Annotated in this window: 16 protein-coding genes; 15 read left to right on the top strand and 1 reads right to left on the bottom strand. The window is 59.4% G+C overall.

The window, feature by feature from the left end; translation table 11 throughout:
* Window positions 1–34: 34 nt before the first annotated feature.
* The 15 genes from CKW23_RS18705 to CKW23_RS18775 all read left to right on the top strand — a co-directional run bounded on the left by CKW23_RS18705 (window position 35) and on the right by CKW23_RS18775 (window position 20,048).
* A complete protein-coding gene (locus CKW23_RS18705; protein ID WP_002552060.1) occupies window positions 35–211 on the top strand; it encodes a hypothetical protein in 177 nt (58 codons plus the stop codon).
* Window positions 195–3,149, top strand: a complete 2,955-nt coding sequence (locus tag CKW23_RS18710) for a sensor histidine kinase (RefSeq protein WP_025258520.1) — start codon at window positions 195–197, stop codon at window positions 3,147–3,149. The genes CKW23_RS18705 and CKW23_RS18710 overlap by 17 nt, the downstream gene beginning before the upstream one ends.
* A gap of 22 nt (window positions 3,150–3,171) precedes the next feature.
* Window positions 3,172–4,599: a sigma-54 dependent transcriptional regulator gene (locus CKW23_RS18715; protein ID WP_025258519.1), complete on the top strand. Its 1,428-nt coding sequence runs from the start codon at window positions 3,172–3,174 to the stop codon at window positions 4,597–4,599.
* Window positions 4,600–5,288: 689 nt separating this feature from the next.
* On the top strand, window positions 5,289–6,686 hold the full coding sequence (locus CKW23_RS18720; RefSeq protein WP_025258518.1) for a polynucleotide adenylyltransferase PcnB: 1,398 nt from the start codon (window positions 5,289–5,291) through the stop codon (window positions 6,684–6,686).
* Window positions 6,679–7,182 (top strand): 2-amino-4-hydroxy-6-hydroxymethyldihydropteridine diphosphokinase, encoded by a 504-nt coding sequence (gene folK, locus CKW23_RS18725; RefSeq protein WP_025258517.1) that lies wholly within the window; start codon window positions 6,679–6,681, stop codon window positions 7,180–7,182. Before CKW23_RS18720 ends, folK begins: the two co-directional genes overlap by 8 nt.
* Window positions 7,183–7,405: 223 nt before the next feature.
* Entirely contained in the window at window positions 7,406–8,206 is an 801-nt protein-coding gene (gene panB, locus CKW23_RS18730) for a 3-methyl-2-oxobutanoate hydroxymethyltransferase (protein WP_025258516.1), read from the top strand.
* On the top strand, window positions 8,203–9,051 hold the full coding sequence (panC, locus tag CKW23_RS18735; protein ID WP_025258515.1) for a pantoate--beta-alanine ligase: 849 nt from the start codon (window positions 8,203–8,205) through the stop codon (window positions 9,049–9,051). The genes panB and panC overlap by 4 nt, the downstream gene beginning before the upstream one ends.
* A gap of 7 nt (window positions 9,052–9,058) precedes the next feature.
* Window positions 9,059–9,439: an aspartate 1-decarboxylase gene (gene panD, locus CKW23_RS18740; protein ID WP_025258514.1), complete on the top strand. Its 381-nt coding sequence runs from the start codon at window positions 9,059–9,061 to the stop codon at window positions 9,437–9,439.
* 176 nt (window positions 9,440–9,615) lie between these two features.
* Complete coding sequence (pgi, locus tag CKW23_RS18745; protein WP_025258513.1) at window positions 9,616–11,280, top strand: glucose-6-phosphate isomerase; 1,665 nt, start codon at window positions 9,616–9,618, stop codon at window positions 11,278–11,280.
* Between the two features lie 104 nt (window positions 11,281–11,384).
* The gene (gene acs, locus CKW23_RS18750) at window positions 11,385–13,322 is read left to right on the top strand and encodes an acetate--CoA ligase (RefSeq protein ID WP_095068113.1); all 1,938 of its coding nucleotides are present in this window, start codon (window positions 11,385–11,387) and stop codon (window positions 13,320–13,322) included.
* Between the two features lie 50 nt (window positions 13,323–13,372).
* Window positions 13,373–14,242, top strand: a complete 870-nt coding sequence (locus CKW23_RS18755) for an oxygenase MpaB family protein (RefSeq protein WP_025258511.1) — start codon at window positions 13,373–13,375, stop codon at window positions 14,240–14,242.
* Window positions 14,243–14,355: 113 nt separating this feature from the next.
* Window positions 14,356–15,534, top strand: a complete 1,179-nt coding sequence (locus CKW23_RS18760; protein WP_025258510.1) for an acetyl-CoA C-acetyltransferase — start codon at window positions 14,356–14,358, stop codon at window positions 15,532–15,534.
* 109 nt (window positions 15,535–15,643) lie between these two features.
* Window positions 15,644–16,660, top strand: a complete 1,017-nt coding sequence (locus tag CKW23_RS18765) for a class I SAM-dependent rRNA methyltransferase (RefSeq protein WP_025258509.1) — start codon at window positions 15,644–15,646, stop codon at window positions 16,658–16,660.
* A gap of 110 nt (window positions 16,661–16,770) precedes the next feature.
* Window positions 16,771–19,722, top strand: a complete 2,952-nt coding sequence (locus tag CKW23_RS18770) for a DUF748 domain-containing protein (RefSeq protein WP_025258508.1) — start codon at window positions 16,771–16,773, stop codon at window positions 19,720–19,722.
* A gap of 20 nt (window positions 19,723–19,742) precedes the next feature.
* Complete coding sequence (locus CKW23_RS18775; protein ID WP_371856581.1) at window positions 19,743–20,048, top strand: DUF2845 domain-containing protein; 306 nt, start codon at window positions 19,743–19,745, stop codon at window positions 20,046–20,048.
* 138 nt (window positions 20,049–20,186) lie between these two features.
* On the opposite strand, the gene CKW23_RS18780 is transcribed toward CKW23_RS18775, so the two are convergent.
* A complete protein-coding gene (locus tag CKW23_RS18780; protein ID WP_025258506.1) occupies window positions 20,187–20,537 on the bottom strand; it encodes a BON domain-containing protein in 351 nt (116 codons plus the stop codon).
* Window positions 20,538–20,544: the final 7 nt, after the last annotated feature.

Genomic DNA, 20,544 nt, shown 5'->3' on the forward strand with positions numbered 1-20,544 from the left:
GCACCTCATCACCATCAGGAACGAAGGAGACCGTATGTATATTTACCGTTTGGTCTTGCTCCTGGTGGTAGGCATCTACCTCTTCTCCCCGGCCATCATGGACTGGTGGATCGATGCGACAGGTGCCTGGTATCGCCCTTATATGCTGTGGCTGATCCTGATCGTGGTGACCTTCATTCTTCAGAGCCAGCGAGATGCCGATGAGCTTTAGCCTCACGCAGATGCTGCTGGTCAGCGCCGGGTATCTGCTGCTCCTGTTCGGCGTTGCATGGATCAGTGAGCGTGGCGTCATCCCACGCTGGATCATTCGTCACCCGCTGACCTATACCCTCTCGCTGGGCGTGTATGCCAGTGCCTGGGCGTTCTATGGTTCGGTCGGTCTGGCCTATCAGTATGGCTATGGCTTCCTGTCCAGTTACCTCGGGGTTTCCGGAGCGTTTCTGCTGGCGCCGGTGCTGCTTTATCCCATTCTCAAGATCACCCGAACCTACCAGCTTTCATCCCTGGCCGATCTGTTTGCCTTTCGCTTCAGAAGTACCTGGGCGGGTGCGCTGACCACGGTTTTCATGCTGATTGGCGTGCTGCCGTTGTTGGCGCTGCAGATTCAGGCGGTGGCCGATTCCATCAGCATCCTGACCCGTGAACCGGTGCAGGACAGAGTCGCCGTGGCGTTCTGTGCGTTGATCACACTGTTCACCATTTTCTTCGGCTCACGGCATATCGCGACCCGGGAAAAGCATGAAGGCCTGGTGTTCGCTGTTGCTTTCGAGTCCCTGATCAAACTGATCGCCCTGGGCGGTATCGGCCTTTATGCCTTGTATGGCGTATTCGACGGCCCGCAGCATCTGGAACTCTGGCTGCTGCAAAACCAGACTGCCCTGGCCTCGCTGCACACGCCTTTGCAGGAAGGTCCATGGCGCACATTGCTGCTGGTGTTTTTCGCCTCGGCCATCGTGATGCCGCACATGTATCACATGACCTTCACCGAAAACCTCAATCCGCGCGCACTGGTCAGCGCCAGCTGGGGCCTGCCGCTGTTCCTGCTGCTGATCAGCCTCGCCGTGCCTCTGATTCTGTGGGCGGGCCTCAAGCTGGGCGCTACCACCAGCCCCGAGTATTTCACCCTTGGGATCGGCATCGCCGCCAACAGCAAGCCACTGGCGCTGATGGCTTATGTGGGCGGGCTCGCGGCGTCCAGCGGGCTGATTATCGTCACCACCCTGGCGCTGTCGGGCATGGCCCTCAACCATCTGGTGCTGCCGCTTTATCAGCCACCGGCCGAGGGCAATATCTATCGCTGGCTGAAGTGGACACGTCGCGGCCTGATCGTGGCGATCATCACGGCGGGCTACTGCTTCTACCTCATGCTCGGCGCGCAACAGGATCTGGCCAACCTGGGCATCGTCGCATTCGTCGCGACCCTGCAATTCCTGCCCGGCGTGCTGTCGGTGCTGTATTGGCCGACCGCCAACCGGCGTGGTTTCATTGCAGGCCTGCTGGCCGGAACGGTGGTCTGGATCGTCGGCATGCTGTTACCGCTGATCGGCAACCTGCAGGGTTTCTATATTCCCTTGCTGAACATGATCTACGTGCTGGACGACACCAGTTGGCACATGGCGGCCATCGCCTCGCTGGCAGCCAACGTCCTGTTGTTCACCCTGATCTCGCTGTTCACCAATGCAAGTCCGGAAGAAGTCAGCGCCGCCGAGGCCTGCGCCGTCGACAATGTTCGTCGCCCGCAGCGCCGCGAACTGTATGCCGTGTCGCCCCAGGAGTTTGCCACGCAACTGGCCAAACCGCTGGGCGCCAAGGCCGCGCAGAAGGAAGTCGAGCAGGCGCTGCGCGACCTGTATCTGCCGTTCGACGAGCGTCGTCCTTATGCCCTGCGCCGCCTGCGTGACCGGATCGAAGCCAACCTGTCCGGCCTGATGGGCCCCAGCGTGGCCCAGGACATGGTGGAAACCTTTCTGCCCTATAAGTCCGGCAACGAGAAATACGTCACCGAAGACATTCACTTCATCGAGAGTCGCCTTGAGGACTACCACTCGCGCCTGACCGGCCTTGCCGCCGAACTCGATGCCTTGCGCCGCTATCACCGCCAGACCCTTCAGGAACTGCCCATGGGGGTGTGCTCGCTGGCCAAGGATCAGGAAATCCTGATGTGGAACCGGGCCATGGAAGAGCTGACCGGTATTGTCGCCCAGCGTGTCGTGGGCTCGCGACTGGAAACCATCGGCGAACCCTGGAAAGGCCTGCTGACGGGTTTCATCAATGTGCCGGATGAGCACTTGCACAAACAGAAGCTCGCCCTGGACGGCCAGACCCGCTGGCTCAACCTGCACAAGGCCGCCATCGACGAACCGCTGGCCCCCGGTAGCAGCGGTCTGGTGGTGCTGGTCGAAGACCTGACCGAAACCCAGATGCTGGAAGACAAGCTGGTCCACTCGGAACGTCTGGCCAGCATCGGTCGTCTGGCGGCCGGCGTAGCTCATGAAATCGGCAACCCCATCACCGGCATCGCCTGCCTTGCACAGAACCTGCGCGAGGAACGAGAGGAAGATGACGAGATCAAAGAAATCAGCAGTCAGATCCTCGAACAGACCAAACGTGTCTCGCGCATCGTGCAATCCTTGATGAGCTTCGCCCACGCCGGCGCTCACCAGCATAACGACGAGGCCGTCTGTCTGGCCGAGGTCGCGCAGGATGCCATTGGTCTGCTGGCGCTCAACCGGCGCAACTTTGAAGTCCATTTCTATAACCTGTGCAACCCGCAGCACAAGGTCGATGGCGACCCGCAACGGCTGGCACAGGTCCTGATCAATCTGCTCTCCAACGCCCGTGACGCCTCGCCCTCCGGCAGCGCTGTCAGGGTCAAGAGCGAAGCATCCGAACATACTGTGGATCTGATCGTCGAAGACGAAGGCAGTGGAATTCCCAAGGCAATCATGGATCGATTGTTTGAACCATTCTTCACCACCAAGGAACCGGGAGAAGGAACCGGGCTAGGTCTCGCACTGGTCTATTCCATCGTTGAAGAGCATTATGGACAAATCACCATCGACAGCCCGGCTGACCCCGAGCAGCAGCGAGGAACCCGTATCCGGATAACCTTGCCGCGCCATGTCGAAGCGACGTCCGCCGTGAACTGAGACCGTCGAGAGAACTGAATCGATGCCGCATATTTTGATCGTCGAAGACGAAACCATTATCCGCTCGGCCCTGCGCCGTCTGCTTGAGCGTAACCAGTACGAAGTCAGCGAGGCAGGTTCGGTACCCGAGGCTCAGGAGCGTTTCAACATCCCCTCGTTCGACCTGATCGTCAGCGACCTGCGACTGCCTGGCGCTCCTGGCACCGAACTGATCAAGCTCGGTGAAGGCAAGCCTGTACTGATCATGACCAGCTATGCCAGCCTGCGCTCGGCCGTGGACTCCATGAAAATGGGCGCGGTGGATTACATCGCCAAACCCTTTGACCACGATGAAATGCTGCAGGCTGTTGCGCGCATCCTGCGTGATCGTCAGACCAGCTCAAACCAGCAGGCCGAACGCAACGCGCCCGCCAAAGCCAACAGCGCCGACAAGGGCGCTGCGCAGAACGGCGAGATCGGCATCATCGGCTCCTGCCCGCCCATGCTCGATCTCTACAGCAAGATTCGTAAAGTCGCGCCCACAGATTCCAACGTTCTGGTCCAGGGCGAATCCGGGACCGGCAAGGAACTGGTCGCCCGCGCACTGCATAATCTGTCGCGTCGCGCCAAGGCACCGATGATCTCCGTGAACTGCGCAGCGATTCCCGAATCCCTGATCGAGTCCGAGCTGTTCGGCCATGAAAAAGGTGCCTTTACCGGTGCCAGCGCAGGTCGCGCAGGTCTGGTTGAAGCGGCCGATGGCGGCACTCTGTTTCTCGACGAAATCGGAGAACTGCCTCTGGAAGCACAGGCCAGGCTCCTGCGCGTCCTGCAGGAAGGCGAGATTCGTCGCGTCGGCTCCGTGCAGTCACAGAAAGTCGATGTACGCCTGATCGCCGCGACCCACCGGGACCTCAAGACCCTGGCCAAGAATGGCGAGTTTCGCGAAGACCTTTATTACCGTCTGCACGTGATCGCGCTGAAACTGCCTGCATTGCGCGAACGCGGTAACGACGTGCTCGAAATCGCCCGCGCCTTTCTGGCTCGCCAAAGCGCCAAAGCTGGCCGCAACGATCTGAAGTTTGCCCCCGACGCCGAACAGGCCATCCGTCATTACAGCTGGCCGGGTAACGTGCGGGAGCTGGAAAACGCCGTGGAACGCTCGGTGATTCTGTGCGAGAACCCGGAAATCTCTGCCGACCTGCTGGGTATAGACATCGAGCTCGACGGTCTGAACGACGACGAGTACATGGGCCTGGCGCCCCTGCCCGCCTCGGCGAACTCGACCAACAGCGAGCCCACCGAAGACCTGTCACTGGAAGACTACTTCCAGCACTTCGTCCTGGAACATCAGGATCACATGACAGAGACCGAACTGGCACGCAAACTGGGCGTCAGCCGCAAGTGCCTGTGGGAACGCCGTCAGCGACTGGGCATTCCGCGCCGCAAAGGGGTCGCCAACGAAACCTGAAAAGGCTCTGCGTCGGGGTGCGCAGGCCAGTTAACAAAACTGTTACCTTCGTACCTCCTACGTAACAAACGCCGGGTCTTACGGTAACGAAGCCCGGCTTTTTTGTACCTGCCCAAAAAACCGAAACCCCGCAAAGCCCCGGTTTCATTGGGTTTAAAAAAGTTGGCACACCTTCTGCTATATCCTTAGTACAAGAAGAACAACAAGCAGTAGACACCCATAATAAAAATAAGACGAATCGACTCACGCATAACAAGAACAAGACGGCGGAGGCGCAGCTAACTGATTCTTTTGGAGAGGAGTTGTATTTGGGGCTTGCCCCGCAACCAGGCCGAGAATAATAAAAACTACCCTTAGGTAGCGCCTGAACTGGTTGGATCGAATGATCATTGCAACGCAGCGACCAAAGCAATCCGTTTGCTCTTGACTCCCGATTGGGAGATTTCACAGGCGAAACCCTGTGGATGGGCACTCAACAAAAACAAGAAGCCCGACAAGACAATAAAAATAAAGAGCACGCACTTTGGGGGAGCTTCGGCTCCCCCAGTAGCTTCCAGAGCTTTTGAATCCCTTCCTTTGATGCCCGATGCGCAGCGTCCTACACCATCCCCCGACTAAATGCTAGAATCCCCGCCCATCGTGCGGCCATTCTCCATTTTGGCCGAATATTCCTTCAAACAGTGCATCCCATGCTGAAGAAGCTGTTCCAGTCATTCCGTTCCCCGGTGCGTAAACCGCAGCAACACACGCGCACCACGCCTGAAGTGCTCAATAGCAGCCAGCATTCGCTGCAGCGCAGCCAATTCAGCCGTCATGCGGTCAATATCGTCGAGCGCCTGCAAAACGCTGGCTACCAGGCCTATCTGGTCGGTGGTTGCGTGCGCGACCTGATGCTCAATATCGAGCCCAAGGATTTCGACGTAGCAACCAGCGCCACACCTGAACAGGTGCGTGCAGAATTCCGTAACGCCCGGATCATTGGCCGCCGCTTCAAGCTGGTCCATATCCACTTTGGCCGGGAAATCATCGAAGTTGCGACATTCCGCGCCAATCATCCTCAGGACGAGGAAGAAGAGGACAGCAACCAGTCCTCGCGCAATGAAAGCGGCCGCATCCTGCGTGACAACGTCTATGGCACGCTGGAAGAAGACGCCCAGCGCCGGGACTTCACGATCAACGCGCTCTATTACGATCCGGTCAGCGAACGCGTGCTCGATTACGCCAACGGCGTACACGACATTCGCAACCGCCTGATCCGCCTGATCGGCGACCCCGAGCAGCGTTACAAGGAAGACCCGGTGCGCATGCTGCGCGCCGTGCGTTTCGCAGCCAAGCTGGATTTCGGTATAGAAAAGCACAGCACCCTGCCGATTCGCCCGCTGGCGCCGATGCTGCGTGATATCCCGTCGGCCCGTCTGTTCGAAGAAGTGCTCAAGCTGTTCCTGTCCGGCCACGCAGAACCCACCTTTGAAATGCTGGTGGACCTGGAGCTGTTCGAGCCCCTGTTCCCGGCCAGCTCCAAGGCACTGGAATACAACCCGACCTACACCCACACCCTGATCAGCAATGCCTTGATCAACACCGACCTGCGCATCAAGCAGAACAAGCCGGTAACACCGGCGTTCCTGTTCGCAGCCCTGCTCTGGCCGGCACTGCCTGCCAAGGTGCTGCGCCTGCAAGAGCGCGGCATGCCGCCGATTGCGGCCATGCAGGAAGCAGCTCACGAACTGATCATCGAACAATGCCAGCGCATCGCGATCCCCAAGCGTTTCACCATGCCGATCCGCGAGATCTGGGACATGCAGGAACGTTTGCCACGCCGCTCCGGCAAACGCGCCGACCTGCTGCTCGACAATCCACGCTTCCGTGCCGGTTACGACTTTCTGTTGTTGCGCGAAACCGCTGGCGAGCAGACCGACGGTCTGGGTGAGTGGTGGACCGACTATCAGGACAGCAACGACAGCCAGCGCCGCGACATGATTCGTGACCTGGGTAACAAGCCCGAAGCCACCGGCACAGGCCCTCGCAAGCGTCGTCGCAGCAGCGGCGCCAAACGCAAACGGGACGCCGAGGCGTCCGGTGAGTAAGGTATCAAGCCGCGAACGTGTCTATATAGGCTTGGGCAGCAACCTCGCTGACCCGGCCGAGCAGTTGCGTCATGCTCTCGATGCACTGGCGCTACTGCCACAGAGCCATCTTGCAGGCGTTTCGTCCTTTTACGTCAGCGACTCCCTGTTGCCCGGCCAGCCCCGCTATACCAATGCCGTTGCAGCACTGGACACCGCACTGGCACCGCTGGAACTGCTCGATGCCTTGCAAGGCATAGAACTGGACCAGGGCCGCGAGCGTCATGAACGCTGGGGCCCGCGCACGCTGGACCTGGATATTCTGCTGTTCGGCGAGCGACTGATCGACGAGCCACGCCTGAAAGTGCCGCATTATCACATGCAGGCCCGCCCCTTCGTTCTCTACCCTCTGGCAGAACTCGCTCCCCGCCTGGATCTGGCTGACGGGCGTACGCTAGAGCAGTTACTGGCCGCTTGCCCATACGAGGGCCTGGAGCGTTTGTCCGCTCCGGCGTAAACCTGACGTGTCACCCGTTACTACACATCTGTAACCGATGATGAAACGGGTAACACCTGCAATTGACTTCATGCCCCCTCCTCACGAAGATAGGCCTCCCGCCGCCAACCCGTTGGTGAATGGGCGCGAAACAGGCCTTTGCGAAACACCGCGACACGACGGTGTGCCTGCTTTTCCAAGATGAATCGCCGCAGTGTGCACAGCGCCTGATGGAGACTTTTAGATGCCTGATATAACTGTTACGTCGCTGCTGGCCCTCAAGCAGAAAGGTGAGAAAATCACCATGCTGACCTGCTACGACGCGACCTTCGCCCATACCGCCAGCCAGGCGGGTGTCGAAGTGCTGCTGGTGGGTGACTCGCTGGGTATGGTCCTGCAGGGCCATGACAGCACCTTGCCGGTGACGACCGCCGAAATGGCCTATCACGTTGCCTGCGTCAAACGCGGCAATCAGGGCGCGCTGATTCTTGCCGACCTGCCGTTCATGGCCAACGCCACCCTCGAACAGACCTTCACCAACAGCACCACGCTCATGCAGGCGGGTGCGCACATGGTCAAGGTCGAAGGTGCTGCGTGGCTGGCCGAGTCGATACGGCTGCTCGCCGACCGTGGCATTCCGGTCTGCGCCCACATGGGCCTGACGCCACAATCGGTGAACGTGCTGGGTGGCTACAAGGTTCAGGGCCGTCTGGAAGCCCAGGCCCGCCAGATGCGTGCCGATGCCATTACCCTGGAACAGGCTGGCGCCGCCATGATCCTGCTGGAGTGCGTACCGAGCGAGCTGGCCGAGGAAATCACCCAGGCGGTGAAAGTCCCGGTCATCGGTATCGGCGCCGGCAGCGCCACCGACGGTCAGGTGCTGGTGCTGCATGACATGCTCGGCCTGTCCATCAGCGGTCGCGTCCCCAAGTTCGTCAAGAACTTCATGGTCGGCCAACCTGACATTCAGTCGGCCATCCAGGCCTACGTCAGCGCAGTCAAAAACGTCAGCTTCCCGGCAACTGAACACGGATTCTCGGCATGAACACAGTAAAAACCGTACTGGACCTGCGCGCCGCCGTCGCTCGCGCCCGCAGCGAAGGTAAACGGATTGCCTTGACGCCCACGATGGGCAACCTGCACAGCGGACATGCCGCACTGGTGACCCGGGCGAGCCAACGGGCGGACTTCGTGGTCGCCACCATTTTCGTCAACCCGCTGCAGTTCGGCCCCAACGAAGACCTGGCGAGCTACCCGCGCACCCTCGATGCCGACAAGGAAAAACTGCTGGAAGCCGGTTGCAACCTGCTGTTCACGCCCAGCGTGGAAGAAATGTACCCACACGGCATGGCCGATCAGACCCTGGTCAGCGTTCCGCACCTGTCCGAAGGGCTGTGCGGTGCCAGCCGGCCTGGCCATTTCGACGGCGTTGCTACCGTGGTCAGCAAGCTGTTCAACATGGTTCAGCCTGACCTGGCCGTGTTTGGCGAGAAAGACTTTCAGCAACTGGCGGTGATCCGGGCACTGGTCCGGGATCTGAACATGCCGATCCAGATCATTGGCGAGCCGACCGTTCGCGCGACCGATGGCCTGGCCTTGTCATCGCGTAACGGTTATCTGAGCGAAGAGCAACGCGCCAAAGCGCCTGCGCTGTATCGCGTCCTCAGCACCGTGGCCGACGGCATTCGCAACAACGAAGACATCAACGGCCTGATCAACATCGGCAAAAGGACGCTGGAGGCCGAAGGTTTCCGTATCGACTATCTGGAAGTGCGCGACGCCACCAGCCTGCGTCCTGCTACCGAAGAAGACCGTGATCTGGTCATTCTGGTTGCCGCCTTTCTGGGCAAGACCCGCCTGATCGACAATCTGCACCTGACCAAGGAATAACAACAAGATGCACACCGTGATGCTCAAAGCCAAACTGCACCGTGCAGAAGTCACTCACGCCGTGCTCGACTACGAAGGCTCATGCGCCATCGATGGCGAGTGGCTGGACCTGTCCGGCATTCGCGAGTACGAGCAGATCCAGATCTACAACATCGATAACGGCGAGCGTTTCACCACCTATGCCATCCGTGGTGAAGAAGGTTCGCGCATGATTTCGGTCAACGGTGCCGCCGCTCACAAGGCGAAAGTCGGCGACCGTGTGATCATCTGCGCCTATGCTCAGTACTCCGACGCCGAACTGGTCGATTTCAAGCCACGCATGCTTTATATGGCGCCGGGCAATGAACTTAGCCATACCAGCAATGCCATACCGGTACAGGTTGCCTAGGTAATCCCATACACACACAACACTCAGCTTGTGTGAAATAGTACCGGCCTCATGTAGGACAGAGCGCAGACAAACAGGCATGCGGAGGGTAGTCTCCGTTGAGTTGCCGAGCATTCAAGTTTGCGATCTGGCTTTTCAACCTCCAAGGCAGTTCAAGTTAAAGGAAACCCGCAGCGATGGCGTACTACCGCAATCCTTCTGATGTGACCGCTCTGCCCGCCTGGCAGGCGCTGAGTCAACACCGCCAAGCCATGCAGGATTTCAGCATGCGCGATGCGTTCAATGCAGATCCGCAACGCTTCAGCCAATTCACCCTCAGCAGTTGCGGCCTGTTTCTCGACTACTCGAAAAACCTGATTACAGGTGAAACCCAGGACCTGCTGGTCAACCTGGCCAATGAAGTCGGCCTGAAGGAAGCGATCCAGGCACAATACGACGGCGAGCTGGTCAACTCCTCCGAAGGTCGTCCGGCGCTGCACACCGCGCTGCGCCGCCCGGTTGGCGACAAGCTGCTGGTCAATGGCGTCAACGTGATGCCGGAAGTCCACAAGGTCCTCAACCAGATCACCGAGCTGGTCGGTCGCATTCATGACGGCCTGTGGCGCGGCTACACCGAGAAGCCCATCACCGACGTGGTGAACATCGGCATCGGTGGCTCGTTCCTCGGCCCGGAGCTGGTGTCCGAAGCCCTGTTGTCGTACGCCCACAAAGGCGTGCGCTGCCATTACCTGGCCAATATCGACGGCAGTGAATTCCACGAACTGTCGATGAAGATCCGCGCCGAAACCACGCTGTTCATCGTTTCGTCGAAATCCTTCAACACCCTGGAAACCCTGAAGAACGCCCAGGCAGCACGCGCCTGGTATCTGGCTCAAGGGGGCTCCGAGGCCGAGCTGTACCGTCACTTCATCGCGGTATCGAGCAACAACGCGGCAGCGGTTGCATTCGGTATCCGTGAAGAGAACATCTTCCCGATGTGGGACTGGGTCGGCGGTCGTTACTCGCTGTGGTCGGCCATCGGTCTGCCTATCGCGCTGGCCATCGGCATGTCCAACTTCAAGGAGCTGTTGTCGGGTGCCTACACCATGGACCAGCACTTCCAGAGCGCGCCGTTCGAGAAGAACATGCCGGTGCTGCTGGCCTTGCTGGGCGTGTGGTATGGCAACTTCTGGGGCTCCCAGAGCCACGCGATCCTGCCTTACGACCACTACCTGCGTAACATCACCAAGCACTTGCAGCAGCTGGACATGGAATCCAACGGCAAGAGCGTACGCCAGGACGGCACGCCGGTTTCCACCGATACCGGCCCGGTCATCTGGGGCGGCGTAGGCTGCAACGGTCAGCACGCTTACCACCAGTTGCTGCATCAGGGCACCCAACTGATCCCGGCTGACTTCATCGTGCCAATCGTCAGCTTCAACCCGGTTGCCGACCATCACCAGTGGCTGTACGCCAACTGCCTGTCCCAGAGTCAGGCGCTGATGCTGGGCAAGACCCGCGCCGAAGCCGAAGCCGAGTTGCGTGAAAAGGGCGTACCGGAAGAACAGGTGCAGCAGATTGCGCCGCACAAGGTCATTCCGGGCAACCGTCCGAGCAACACCCTGGTGGTGGAGCGCATCAGCCCGCGCCGTCTGGGCGCACTGGTGGCAATGTACGAACACAAGGTTTTCGTACAGAGCGTGATCTGGGGCATCAACGCCTTCGACCAATGGGGCGTCGAACTGGGCAAGGAGCTGGGCAAAGGTGTTTACCAGCGCCTGACAGGCGGTATCGAAGACCCTGCCGAAGATGCTTCGACCCAAGGCCTGATCAACTACTTCCGCGGCCGCCATCGCGGTTGATCGCCATCGCGAATGAATTCGCTCCAGCAGCGTTGGAGTGAATTCATTCGCAATCCCTCACCGGCTTCTATTCTTGTACCCACACAAGAACAAGGAAGCCGATCATGTTCGATATCCGCGCATTCCCCAAAGCCTACGCCACAAGCCTGGCCGCACAGCTGAGCCCGGCCGACTATAAACGCCTGTATCGCCAGTCTGTGGATAACCCCGAGCAATTCTGGGCCGAACAAGCCGCCACTTTTCTCGACTGGTCAGCGCCCTGGGACGAGGTCCACAGCTCAGACTTCAGCACCGGACAGGCAAGCTGGTTCAAGGGCGGCAAACTCAATGTCAGTTACAACTGCATCGACCGTCACCTGCAAGGTCGAGGCGATCAGATCGCGCTGATCTGGGAAGGCGACAACCCGACCGAATCCGCAGAAGTCACTTACAGGAAGCTGCACCACAACGTTTCCCGGCTGGCCAATGTCCTGAAGATTCGCGGCGTCCGAAAAGGCGACCGGGTGTGTATCTACATGCCGATGATTCCTGAAGCCGCCTACGCCATGCTCGCCTGCGCTCGCATCGGCGCCGTGCATTCGGTGGTGTTTGGCGGTTTTTCTCCGGATGCCCTGCGCGACCGGATCCTGGACTCGGACTGCCACACGGTCATCACCGCCGATGAAGGCATACGGGGCGGCAAATATATCCCAATGAAACATAACGTCGACAAGGCGCTGCAAAGCTGCCCGAACGTGAGCACCGTGCTGGTAGTGGAGCGAACCCAGGGAGAGATCGACTGGGTCAAGGGCCGTGATCTCTGGTATCACGAGGCGCTTCACGGCATCAGCGATGACTGCCCGCCCGAAGCCATGAATGCCGAAGACCCGCTGTTCATTCTCTACACCTCCGGCAGCACCGGCAAACCCAAGGGCGTGATGCATACCACCGGTGGTTATCTGCTGCAGGCGGCAATGACTTACAAGCATGTGTTCGATTACCGCGATGGCGAGGTTTTCTGGTGTACGGCGGACGTCGGCTGGGTCACCGGCCACAGCTACATCGTCTATGGCCCGCTTGCCAATGGCGCGACGACGCTGATGTTTGAGGGCGTGCCCAATTACCCGGATGCCTCACGCTTCTGGAAGGTCATCGACAAGCATCAGGTCAATATCTTCTACACCGCACCCACCGCCCTGCGGGCCTTGATGCGCGAAGGCCCGGCACCTCTGCAAGGTACTTCACGGGAAAGCCTGCGGCTGCTGGGCAGTGTCGGCGAACCGATCAATCCCCAAGCCTGGGAATGGTATTTTCATCAAGTGGGCAAAGAGCGCTGCCCTATCGTCGATACCTGGTGGCAGACCGAAACCGGCGGCATCATGCTCACGCCCCTGATCGGCGCCAGCCAGTTCAAACCCGGCTGCGCGACACAGCCCATGTTTGGCGTACAGCCCGTACTGCTTGATGAGCAAGGCCAGGAAATCCAGGGCCCCGGCAGCGGCCTGCTGGCCATCAAGGCCAGTTGGCCGGGACAGATCCGCAGCGTCTACGGCGACCCGCAACGCATGATCAACACCTACTTCAAACCTTGTGCAGGGTATTACTTCACCGGCGACGGAGCACGTCGCGACGAAGATGGCGATTACTGGATCACCGGCCGTGTGGACGACGTGCTCAATGTGTCAGGCCACCGGATCGGTACTGCCGAAGTCGAAAGCGCGCTGGTGCTGCACGACAAGATCGCCGAAGCCGCGGTGGTGGGTTATCCCCACGACGTGAAAGGCATGGGCATCTATGCCTTTGTCACCCTCATCAACGGCATCGAACCCAGCGATGACCTGCAAAACGAGTTGCTGGCCCATGTCAGCAAGGAGATCGGCAAATTCGCCCGGCCCGACCTGATCCAGTGGGCGCCTGCACTGCCCAAGACCCGCTCGGGCAAGATCATGCGGCGTATCCTGCGCAAGATCGCCAGCAACGAACTCGATAACCTGGGCGACACCTCGACCCTGGCAGATCCCGGGGTTGTGGATAACCTGATCGACAAACGCTTGAATCGATGAGGCAAGCGAGGCATGGTCTGCACCATGCCCGCCGCTGTAACCGAGAGCACATGGAATTCATTCGTCGTCGTATAGAAACCCAGGTCATGAGCCTGACCGGATTGTCATTGGGCCAACTGGATCTGGAGAATCCCAAGGGCGATCCCGGCCTGTTCGGCCCTCAGGCCATTTGCTGGCGAGTGCATGGAGACTTCACCAGCATGCTGATCGGTGGCATCAGCGCCTTGATGCTTCAGGCACTGCACCCACTGGCACTGGCCGGGGTCTGGGATCACTCCAGTTTTCGCGAGGACATGCTCGGCCGCTTGCGAAGAACCGGACAGTTCCTTGCAGGCACCACGTTCGGCGCCACCCATGACGCGAACTGGCTGATCGAAAAGGTCCGCACCATCCATCTGCAAGTCACGGGAACTGCACCAGACGGCCGGCCTTATGCCGCCAGCGACCCTGACTTGCTGACCTGGGTGCACGTGGCGGAAGTCAGCAGTTTTCTTGCAGCGCACCTGCGCTATCTCGACCCTGAGCTGTCACTGACCGAGCAGGACACCTACTACGCCGAAACCGCCCTCATCGCCGAACGCCTGGGCGCCCGTGATGTACCGCGCTCACGCCAACAGATTGCCGATTATCTGGACAACATTCGCGGGCATCTGCTGTGCGACGACCGCAGCCGCGAGGTGATACGCCTGCTGCTCAACGAGCCAGCCCCCAACAGGCTGGTCAAACCCTTTGGCGCCTTGATGATGCAGGCCGGGATCGACCTGCTGCCTCTCTGGGCCTGCGAAATGCTCGATGTCGAACAAGGTCCCTGGCGGCGCAGGATGATTCGCGCAGGCGTCAATGGCTGCGCGCCGATCCTGCGCTGGGCGGTGCGCAACGGCTCCATTCATCGGGCGCAACGAAGAATGGCCCCTGCATAAGATGACCACCGGGTTCCCGGTTGGAATCGGGCTTTGCATATGTGCCAACATGAGTCCATTGATCACGCCGCGCCGTCAGCCGGCCCAGCCCAATAACAATGAGGATCAGCACCATGCAAGACGTCGTTATCGTTGCCGCCACCCGGACTGCCGTCGGCAGCTTCCAGGGCTCACTGGCCAGTATTCCCGCCGTGGAGCTGGGCGCAGCCGTCATTCGCCAGCTCCTGACCCAGACCGGCGTGGATGGCGGGCAGATCGATGAAGTCATCATGGGCCAGGTCCTGACCGCAGGTGCCGGACAAAACCCGGCGCGTCAGGCCGCGATCAAGGCCGGGCTGCCGTTTGCAGTGCCCGCCATGACCCTGAACAAAGTCTGTGGCTCAGGCCTCAAGGCGCTGCACCTGGCCACCCAGGCGATTCGTTGCGGCGATGCCGAGATCATTATTGCTGGCGGCCAGGAAAACATGAGCCTCTCCAACTATGTGATGCCCGGCGCACGCACCGGTCTGCGCATGGGCCATGCCTCTCTGGTGGACACCATGATCAGCGACGGCCTGTGGGACGCCTTCAACGACTATCACATGGGCATCACCGCAGAAAACCTCGCCGACAAGTACGACATCAGCCGTCAGGCACAGGACGAATTCGCAGCCACGTCCCAGCAGCACGCCGTTGCAGCCATCGACGCCGGTCGTTTCGTGGATGAAATCACCCCGATCCTGATCCCCCAGCGCAAAGGCGATCCGCTGCGCTTCGACACCGATGAACAACCACGTGCGGGGACGACTGCCGAATCCCTGGGCAAGCTCAAGGCCGCTTTCAAGAAAGACGGTACGGTCACCGCAGGCAATGCCTCGTCCATCAACGATGGCGCAGCGGCCGTCATGCTGATGAGCGCCGCCAGGGCCGAGCAACTGGGCCTGCCGGTGCTGGCGCGTATAGCCGGCTATGCCAATGCGGGCGTAGACCCGGCCATCATGGGCATCGGCCCGGTCAGCGCGACACGTCGCTGCCTGGACAAGGCTGGCTGGTCACTGGAAGAGCTGGACCTGATAGAAGCCAACGAAGCGTTTGCCGCTCAGTCGCTGTCGGTCGCCAAGGAACTGGGCCTGAACCTGGAAAAGGTCAACGTCAACGGCGGAGCCATCGCCCTGGGCCACCCCATTGGCGCTTCGGGCTGTCGCGTGCTGGTGACGCTGCTGCATGAAATGATCAAGCGCGACGCCAAAAAGGGCCTGGCCACGCTCTGTATTGGTGGCGGTCAGGGTGTAGCGCTGGCGCTGGCACGCTGATTTATGGTGTCTGACCGATCGTTCTCAGGTTCATGGGAGCGATCGGCAATCTACCTTCGCCCTGTAACTGGTAAACTCCCGCGCCTAATTCCAGCCCAAGGCGCTCTGCATGTCTTCCTTGAATCAGGCGCTCAGCGTCGCCCTCGATAACCGTCAAAACCTGCTGGCCGAGCTGCATCAGCAAGGGACGGACTGCTATCGCCTGTTTCACGGTAGCCAGGAAGGTGCCAGCGGCCTGACCATCGACCGCTATGGCCCGCAACTGCTGGTACAAAGCTTTCATAACACGCTGGATCTGGACTCGCTGCTGGGGCTGCATGCGCTGGTCAATGCCCGGCTGGATCTGGAAACCTTGCTGGTTTATAACGACCGCTCGCAGGGTAACTCCCGCATCGACCGCCAGGACCCGATCTACAAGGCTCATGAGGCCGCGCTGCAAGACTTGATCGGCCATGAGTGGGGCCTGAACTACCGGGTACGCGGCCGTCATAACGGTCAGGACCCGCTGCTGTTTCTCGACCTGCGCAATACCCGCGGCTGGGTCAAGGCGAACAGCAAGGGCAAAAGTGTCTTGAACCTGTTTTCCTACACCTGTGGCGTCGGCCTGAGCGCTGCTGCCGGTGGCGCGAGTGAAGTCTGCAATCTGGACTTTGCCGAAAGCAACCTGGCCGTGGGCCGCGAGAACGGCGCACTCAACCCGCAATTGCCGCCGATGCAGTTCATCCAGTCGGACTACTTCCCGGCCATCCGGCAACTGGCAGGCTTGCCGATCAGCTCGCGTCGCGGGCAAAAACTTCCGGATTACGTAAAGCTTGAACAGCGCCAATATGATCTGGTGCTGCTCGATCCACCTGCCTGGGCCAAGAGCGCTTTCGGCACGGTCGATCTGCTGCGTGATTACCAGAGCCTGCTCAAACCGGCACTCTTGAGCACTGCCGAAGACGGCGTGCTGATCTGCTGCAATAACCTGGCAAAAGTCAGCATGGACGATTGGCGCGAGCAGGTTCTGCGTTGCGCCAGCAAAGCGGGCCGACCAGTGCTTGATTGCCGGGTCATGAAGCCTGCCGAAGACTTTCCGTCCCGGGACAATCAGCCTCCACTCAAGACGCTGATTCTGCAGTTCTGATATCGCCCCGTTTTAAAGGAAATTTCCTACAGCGCCAGACGGCTTGGCCTTTTGAACCCAATGGGCGTGCCATACTCCAAGGAGCTCCGAAAGAAAGAGACAACGCCCCAATGTCCAAAGGATTGAAACGTACTCTTGGCACTTTGCTGGCTGTATGTGTGCTTTACAGCCTGCTGGGCTTTTTCATTCTGCCCGGCGTTGCCTTGCGTATTGCCAACCAGCAATTGAGCAACTATTCCACCGTTCCGGCAAAGCTCGAACGCCTGGAGCTCAATCCATACACTCTGGAGCTGACGCTCTGGGGCCTGAACATCGGCGTTCCCGGCAAAGAGCAGATTGCATTCGAGAAGCTATATGCCAATCTGCAGATCGACAGCCTCTGGAGCGGTGCCCTGCATCTGCTGAAGGTGGAACTGAGCAATCCCAGAACCGAGGTGCTGTTCGACAAGACAGGCAAACTGAATCTGGCGCAATTGTTCAAGCTGCCACCCAGCGAACCTGCAACCAATGAGCCTGCCGGCAAACCCTTCCCGCTGCGTATCGATGAAATAAGACTGGCTGACGGCTATGTGCACTTTCAGGACATGCGCCCCGGCGAGCCCATCGAATTCCTTTACGACAAGTTGAACCTGGAGCTGAAAAACCTCAGCACACTCCCGGAAGACAACGCCGACATGACCATGGTCGCCATCGGCCCCGACGGCGGCCAGATCGACTGGAAGGGACGCATCAGTCTGGTGCCGATCACCTCCGAAGGCACCCTCAAGGTCACCGACAGCAAGATGAAGCTCTGGTGGCCTTATGTACGCGACGCCCTGCCACTGGCACTGAAAGACGGCATCCTGAATTTCAGCACCAGCTACACCCTCGACCTGAGCAAGGAGACCGAACTCAAGCTCAACAACGCCGCCGCCAGCATCTCACCATTCGTGCTCGATGCACCTGATGGACGGCCTCTGGTACGCCTGCAACGCCTGGAAGTCAGCGAGACTTCGGTGGATCTGGCCAGACAGCTTGTCACCGTCGGCAAGATACGCAGCAACAAGCTGGAAACCTGGGCTGCCCGTGAAGCCGATGGCCAGCTGGACTGGCAGAAACTGTTTGCCAGCCAACCGGCAAAACCATCGCCGAAAAAACCGGAAATCGATGCAAAGGCCGTAGAGCCTGCTTCCGATACCAGCTCTCAGGCTGCCGCTCGCCCGGCGTCCCCGGCCAAACCCTGGCAAGTTCTGCTCCAGGATGTGCAACTGCGCAACTATCAGGTCCACCTGTCGGATCGGGTCCCCAAGGAAGCCGTCACCCTGGATGTCGGGCCTCTGAATCTGGACATGCAGAACTTCGACAGCCTGAACAAATCGCCTTTCACCCTCAAGCTCGATACCGGGCTGGGCAAACAGGGCAAGCTGACCGCCGTCGGGGACGTCAATCTCAGCCCGATGAGTGCGCGCCTGAATGTCACGACACGAGATATCGACCTGCGTCTTGCCCAGGCTTATATCAGCCCGTTCATTCGCCTGGAAATGCGTAGCGGGATGCTCGACAGCGACCTGGCCGTTGACCTGAAAAGCACCGCCCCCCTGGCTCTGGCCGTTACGGGCAAGGCCCAGGTCAACCAGTTGCATACCCTCGACACCCTCAAGCAACGCGACTTCATGAAGTGGCAGCGTCTGGAAGTTGAAGGCCTGAATTATCAGCATGGCGACAATCTGTCGATTACCCAGGTCAATCTGGAGCAGCCTTATGCACGCTTCATGATCAATGATGATCGCAGCACCAACATCGATGACCTGCTTATTCCGCAGCCTGTAGACAAGCAGCCCGCTTCCCCATCACCCAAAACCGCCAGCAATGAAAAACCGCTGGGCATTCATATCGGCGAGGTGAACATCAAGGACGGCTCGGCCAACTTCGCGGACCTGACTCTGACACCTAACTTCATCACCGCCGTGCAGCAGCTCAATGGCCGCATCGGCACCATCGATAACCGCCAGACCAAACCGGCACCGGTGAATGTCGAGGGCAAGGTGGACCGTTATGCACCGGTCACCATCAAAGGCAGCCTCAACCCGTTCAACCCGATGGCCAGCCTCGATATCGCCACCAGCTTCAAGCGTGTCGAACTGACCACATTGACGCCCTACTCCGGGAAGTTCGCCGGGTTCCGAATCCGCAAGGGCCGTCTCAATCTCGACCTGCACTACCTGATTACCCAAGGCAAGCTGAAGGCCGAAAACAAGGTGCTCGTCGAGCAACTGCAACTGGGCGAGAAAGTCGACAGTCCCGATGCAGTGGACTTGCCGATTCGTCTGGCGGTCGCCTTGCTCAAGGACACTCAGGGCAGGATTGCCCTTGAGCTGCCGGTTGAAGGCGATCTGAACAACCCGCAATTCAGCGTCATGCCGATTGTCTGGCAAACCCTGCGCAACCTTGTGCTGCGAGCGGCACAGGCGCCTTTCAAGATGCTGGGAGGTCTGGTGAGCGGTGGAGGTTCAGAGGACCTGGGCAATATCAGTTTCGCGGCAGGTTCCAGCGAACTGAGCAGTGACGCCACAAAAGCTCTGGATACGCTTGCAGCCGCACTCAAGGAGCGCCCGACACTGCGCCTGGAGATCGAAGGCACCAGCGCGGCCAGCAGCGACGGCCCATTGATCGCCCAGCAGCGTCTGGAGCGCGAATATCAGTCCACTTACTACAAGATCATGCAACGCCGTGGCGACAAGGTCCCGGCCAGAGCCGCCTTGCTGCAAGTGCCTGATGACGAGAAAGGTCCGATGCTCGAAGGTATCTATCGCGCTCGTCTCAAGCAACAACCACCGGCAGAGTGGGCAGACCTGGGCAAGGAAGAACGCCTGAACAGGATGCGCGCTGCCGTGCTCAAGTTCTGGAGCAGCAACGAGGTCCTGTTGCGTGAGCTGGGTCAGGACCGGGCTGGCAGTATCAAGGACTATCTGGTACAGAAGGGGCAACTGGAAGACGAACGTATCTATTTCGTCGATGCGCACCTGGGCCAGGCACAAGCTGATGGCCGGGTTATCAGCCCACTTCATTTGGACAGCGAGTAAACGACTTGGCTAAATCCCCGATCACTGGCTTCATTCTGCTGGCACTCTCTGGAGCGCTGGCGGCGACAACCGTACAGGCTTCGACCTTGCGTTGCGGTAGCCAACTGATCAGCACCGGGGACAGAGTTTTCGAGGTTCAACAGAAGTGCGGCGCCCCCCTCAGCCAGGAGGTTATCGGGAGCAAGGAAACCTACAGCAGCAACTACCGAAGGTCCGAAGAAGTGAGGATTGAGGAGTGGGTTTACGGTCCCCTTAACGGCATGTACCAATACCTGCGTTTCGAGGGTGGTCGGCTGGTCCGTATCGATAGCAAGCGCGGCAATTGACTGCCTGAAATAGAACAGGCCCCAGTGCGAACACCGGGGCCTGTAATGGCCACATCCTTGTGGCCTCTCGCATGAACTTCCTGTCTGCCGACGACCTGCAAGGCCGTCGACACGACGTCAGATGCTCATTTCAAAGGGTTACTCAGCTTTCAGGCCATCGGCCGAAACAGCCTGAACGCCTTTGATTTTCTTGGTGATAGCCACAGCCGTTTTCTTCTGGGCTTCAGTCACCGCAACGGTAGAGGACAGGGAAACCACGCCTTTGTTGGTTTCAACCTTGATGTCCGAGCCTGGGATGCCTTTTTCAGTCAGCAGGTCGGCTTTGACCTTGGTGGTGATCCAGGTATCGGTAGTCGCTTCCTTGGCTTGAGTCACTTCACCGGCAGCCAGCATCATTGGAGCCTGGGTGTTGGTCTGAGCGAATGCAGCGTTAGCCATGGTCAGTGTCAGGGCGGTTGCAGTGGCAGCAGCGATAGCGAACTTCTTCATACGATAA

It is taken from the genome of Pseudomonas sp. Irchel 3A18 (assembly GCF_900187465.1).
In the GTDB taxonomy this organism is placed as follows: domain Bacteria; phylum Pseudomonadota; class Gammaproteobacteria; order Pseudomonadales; family Pseudomonadaceae; genus Aquipseudomonas; species Aquipseudomonas cichorii.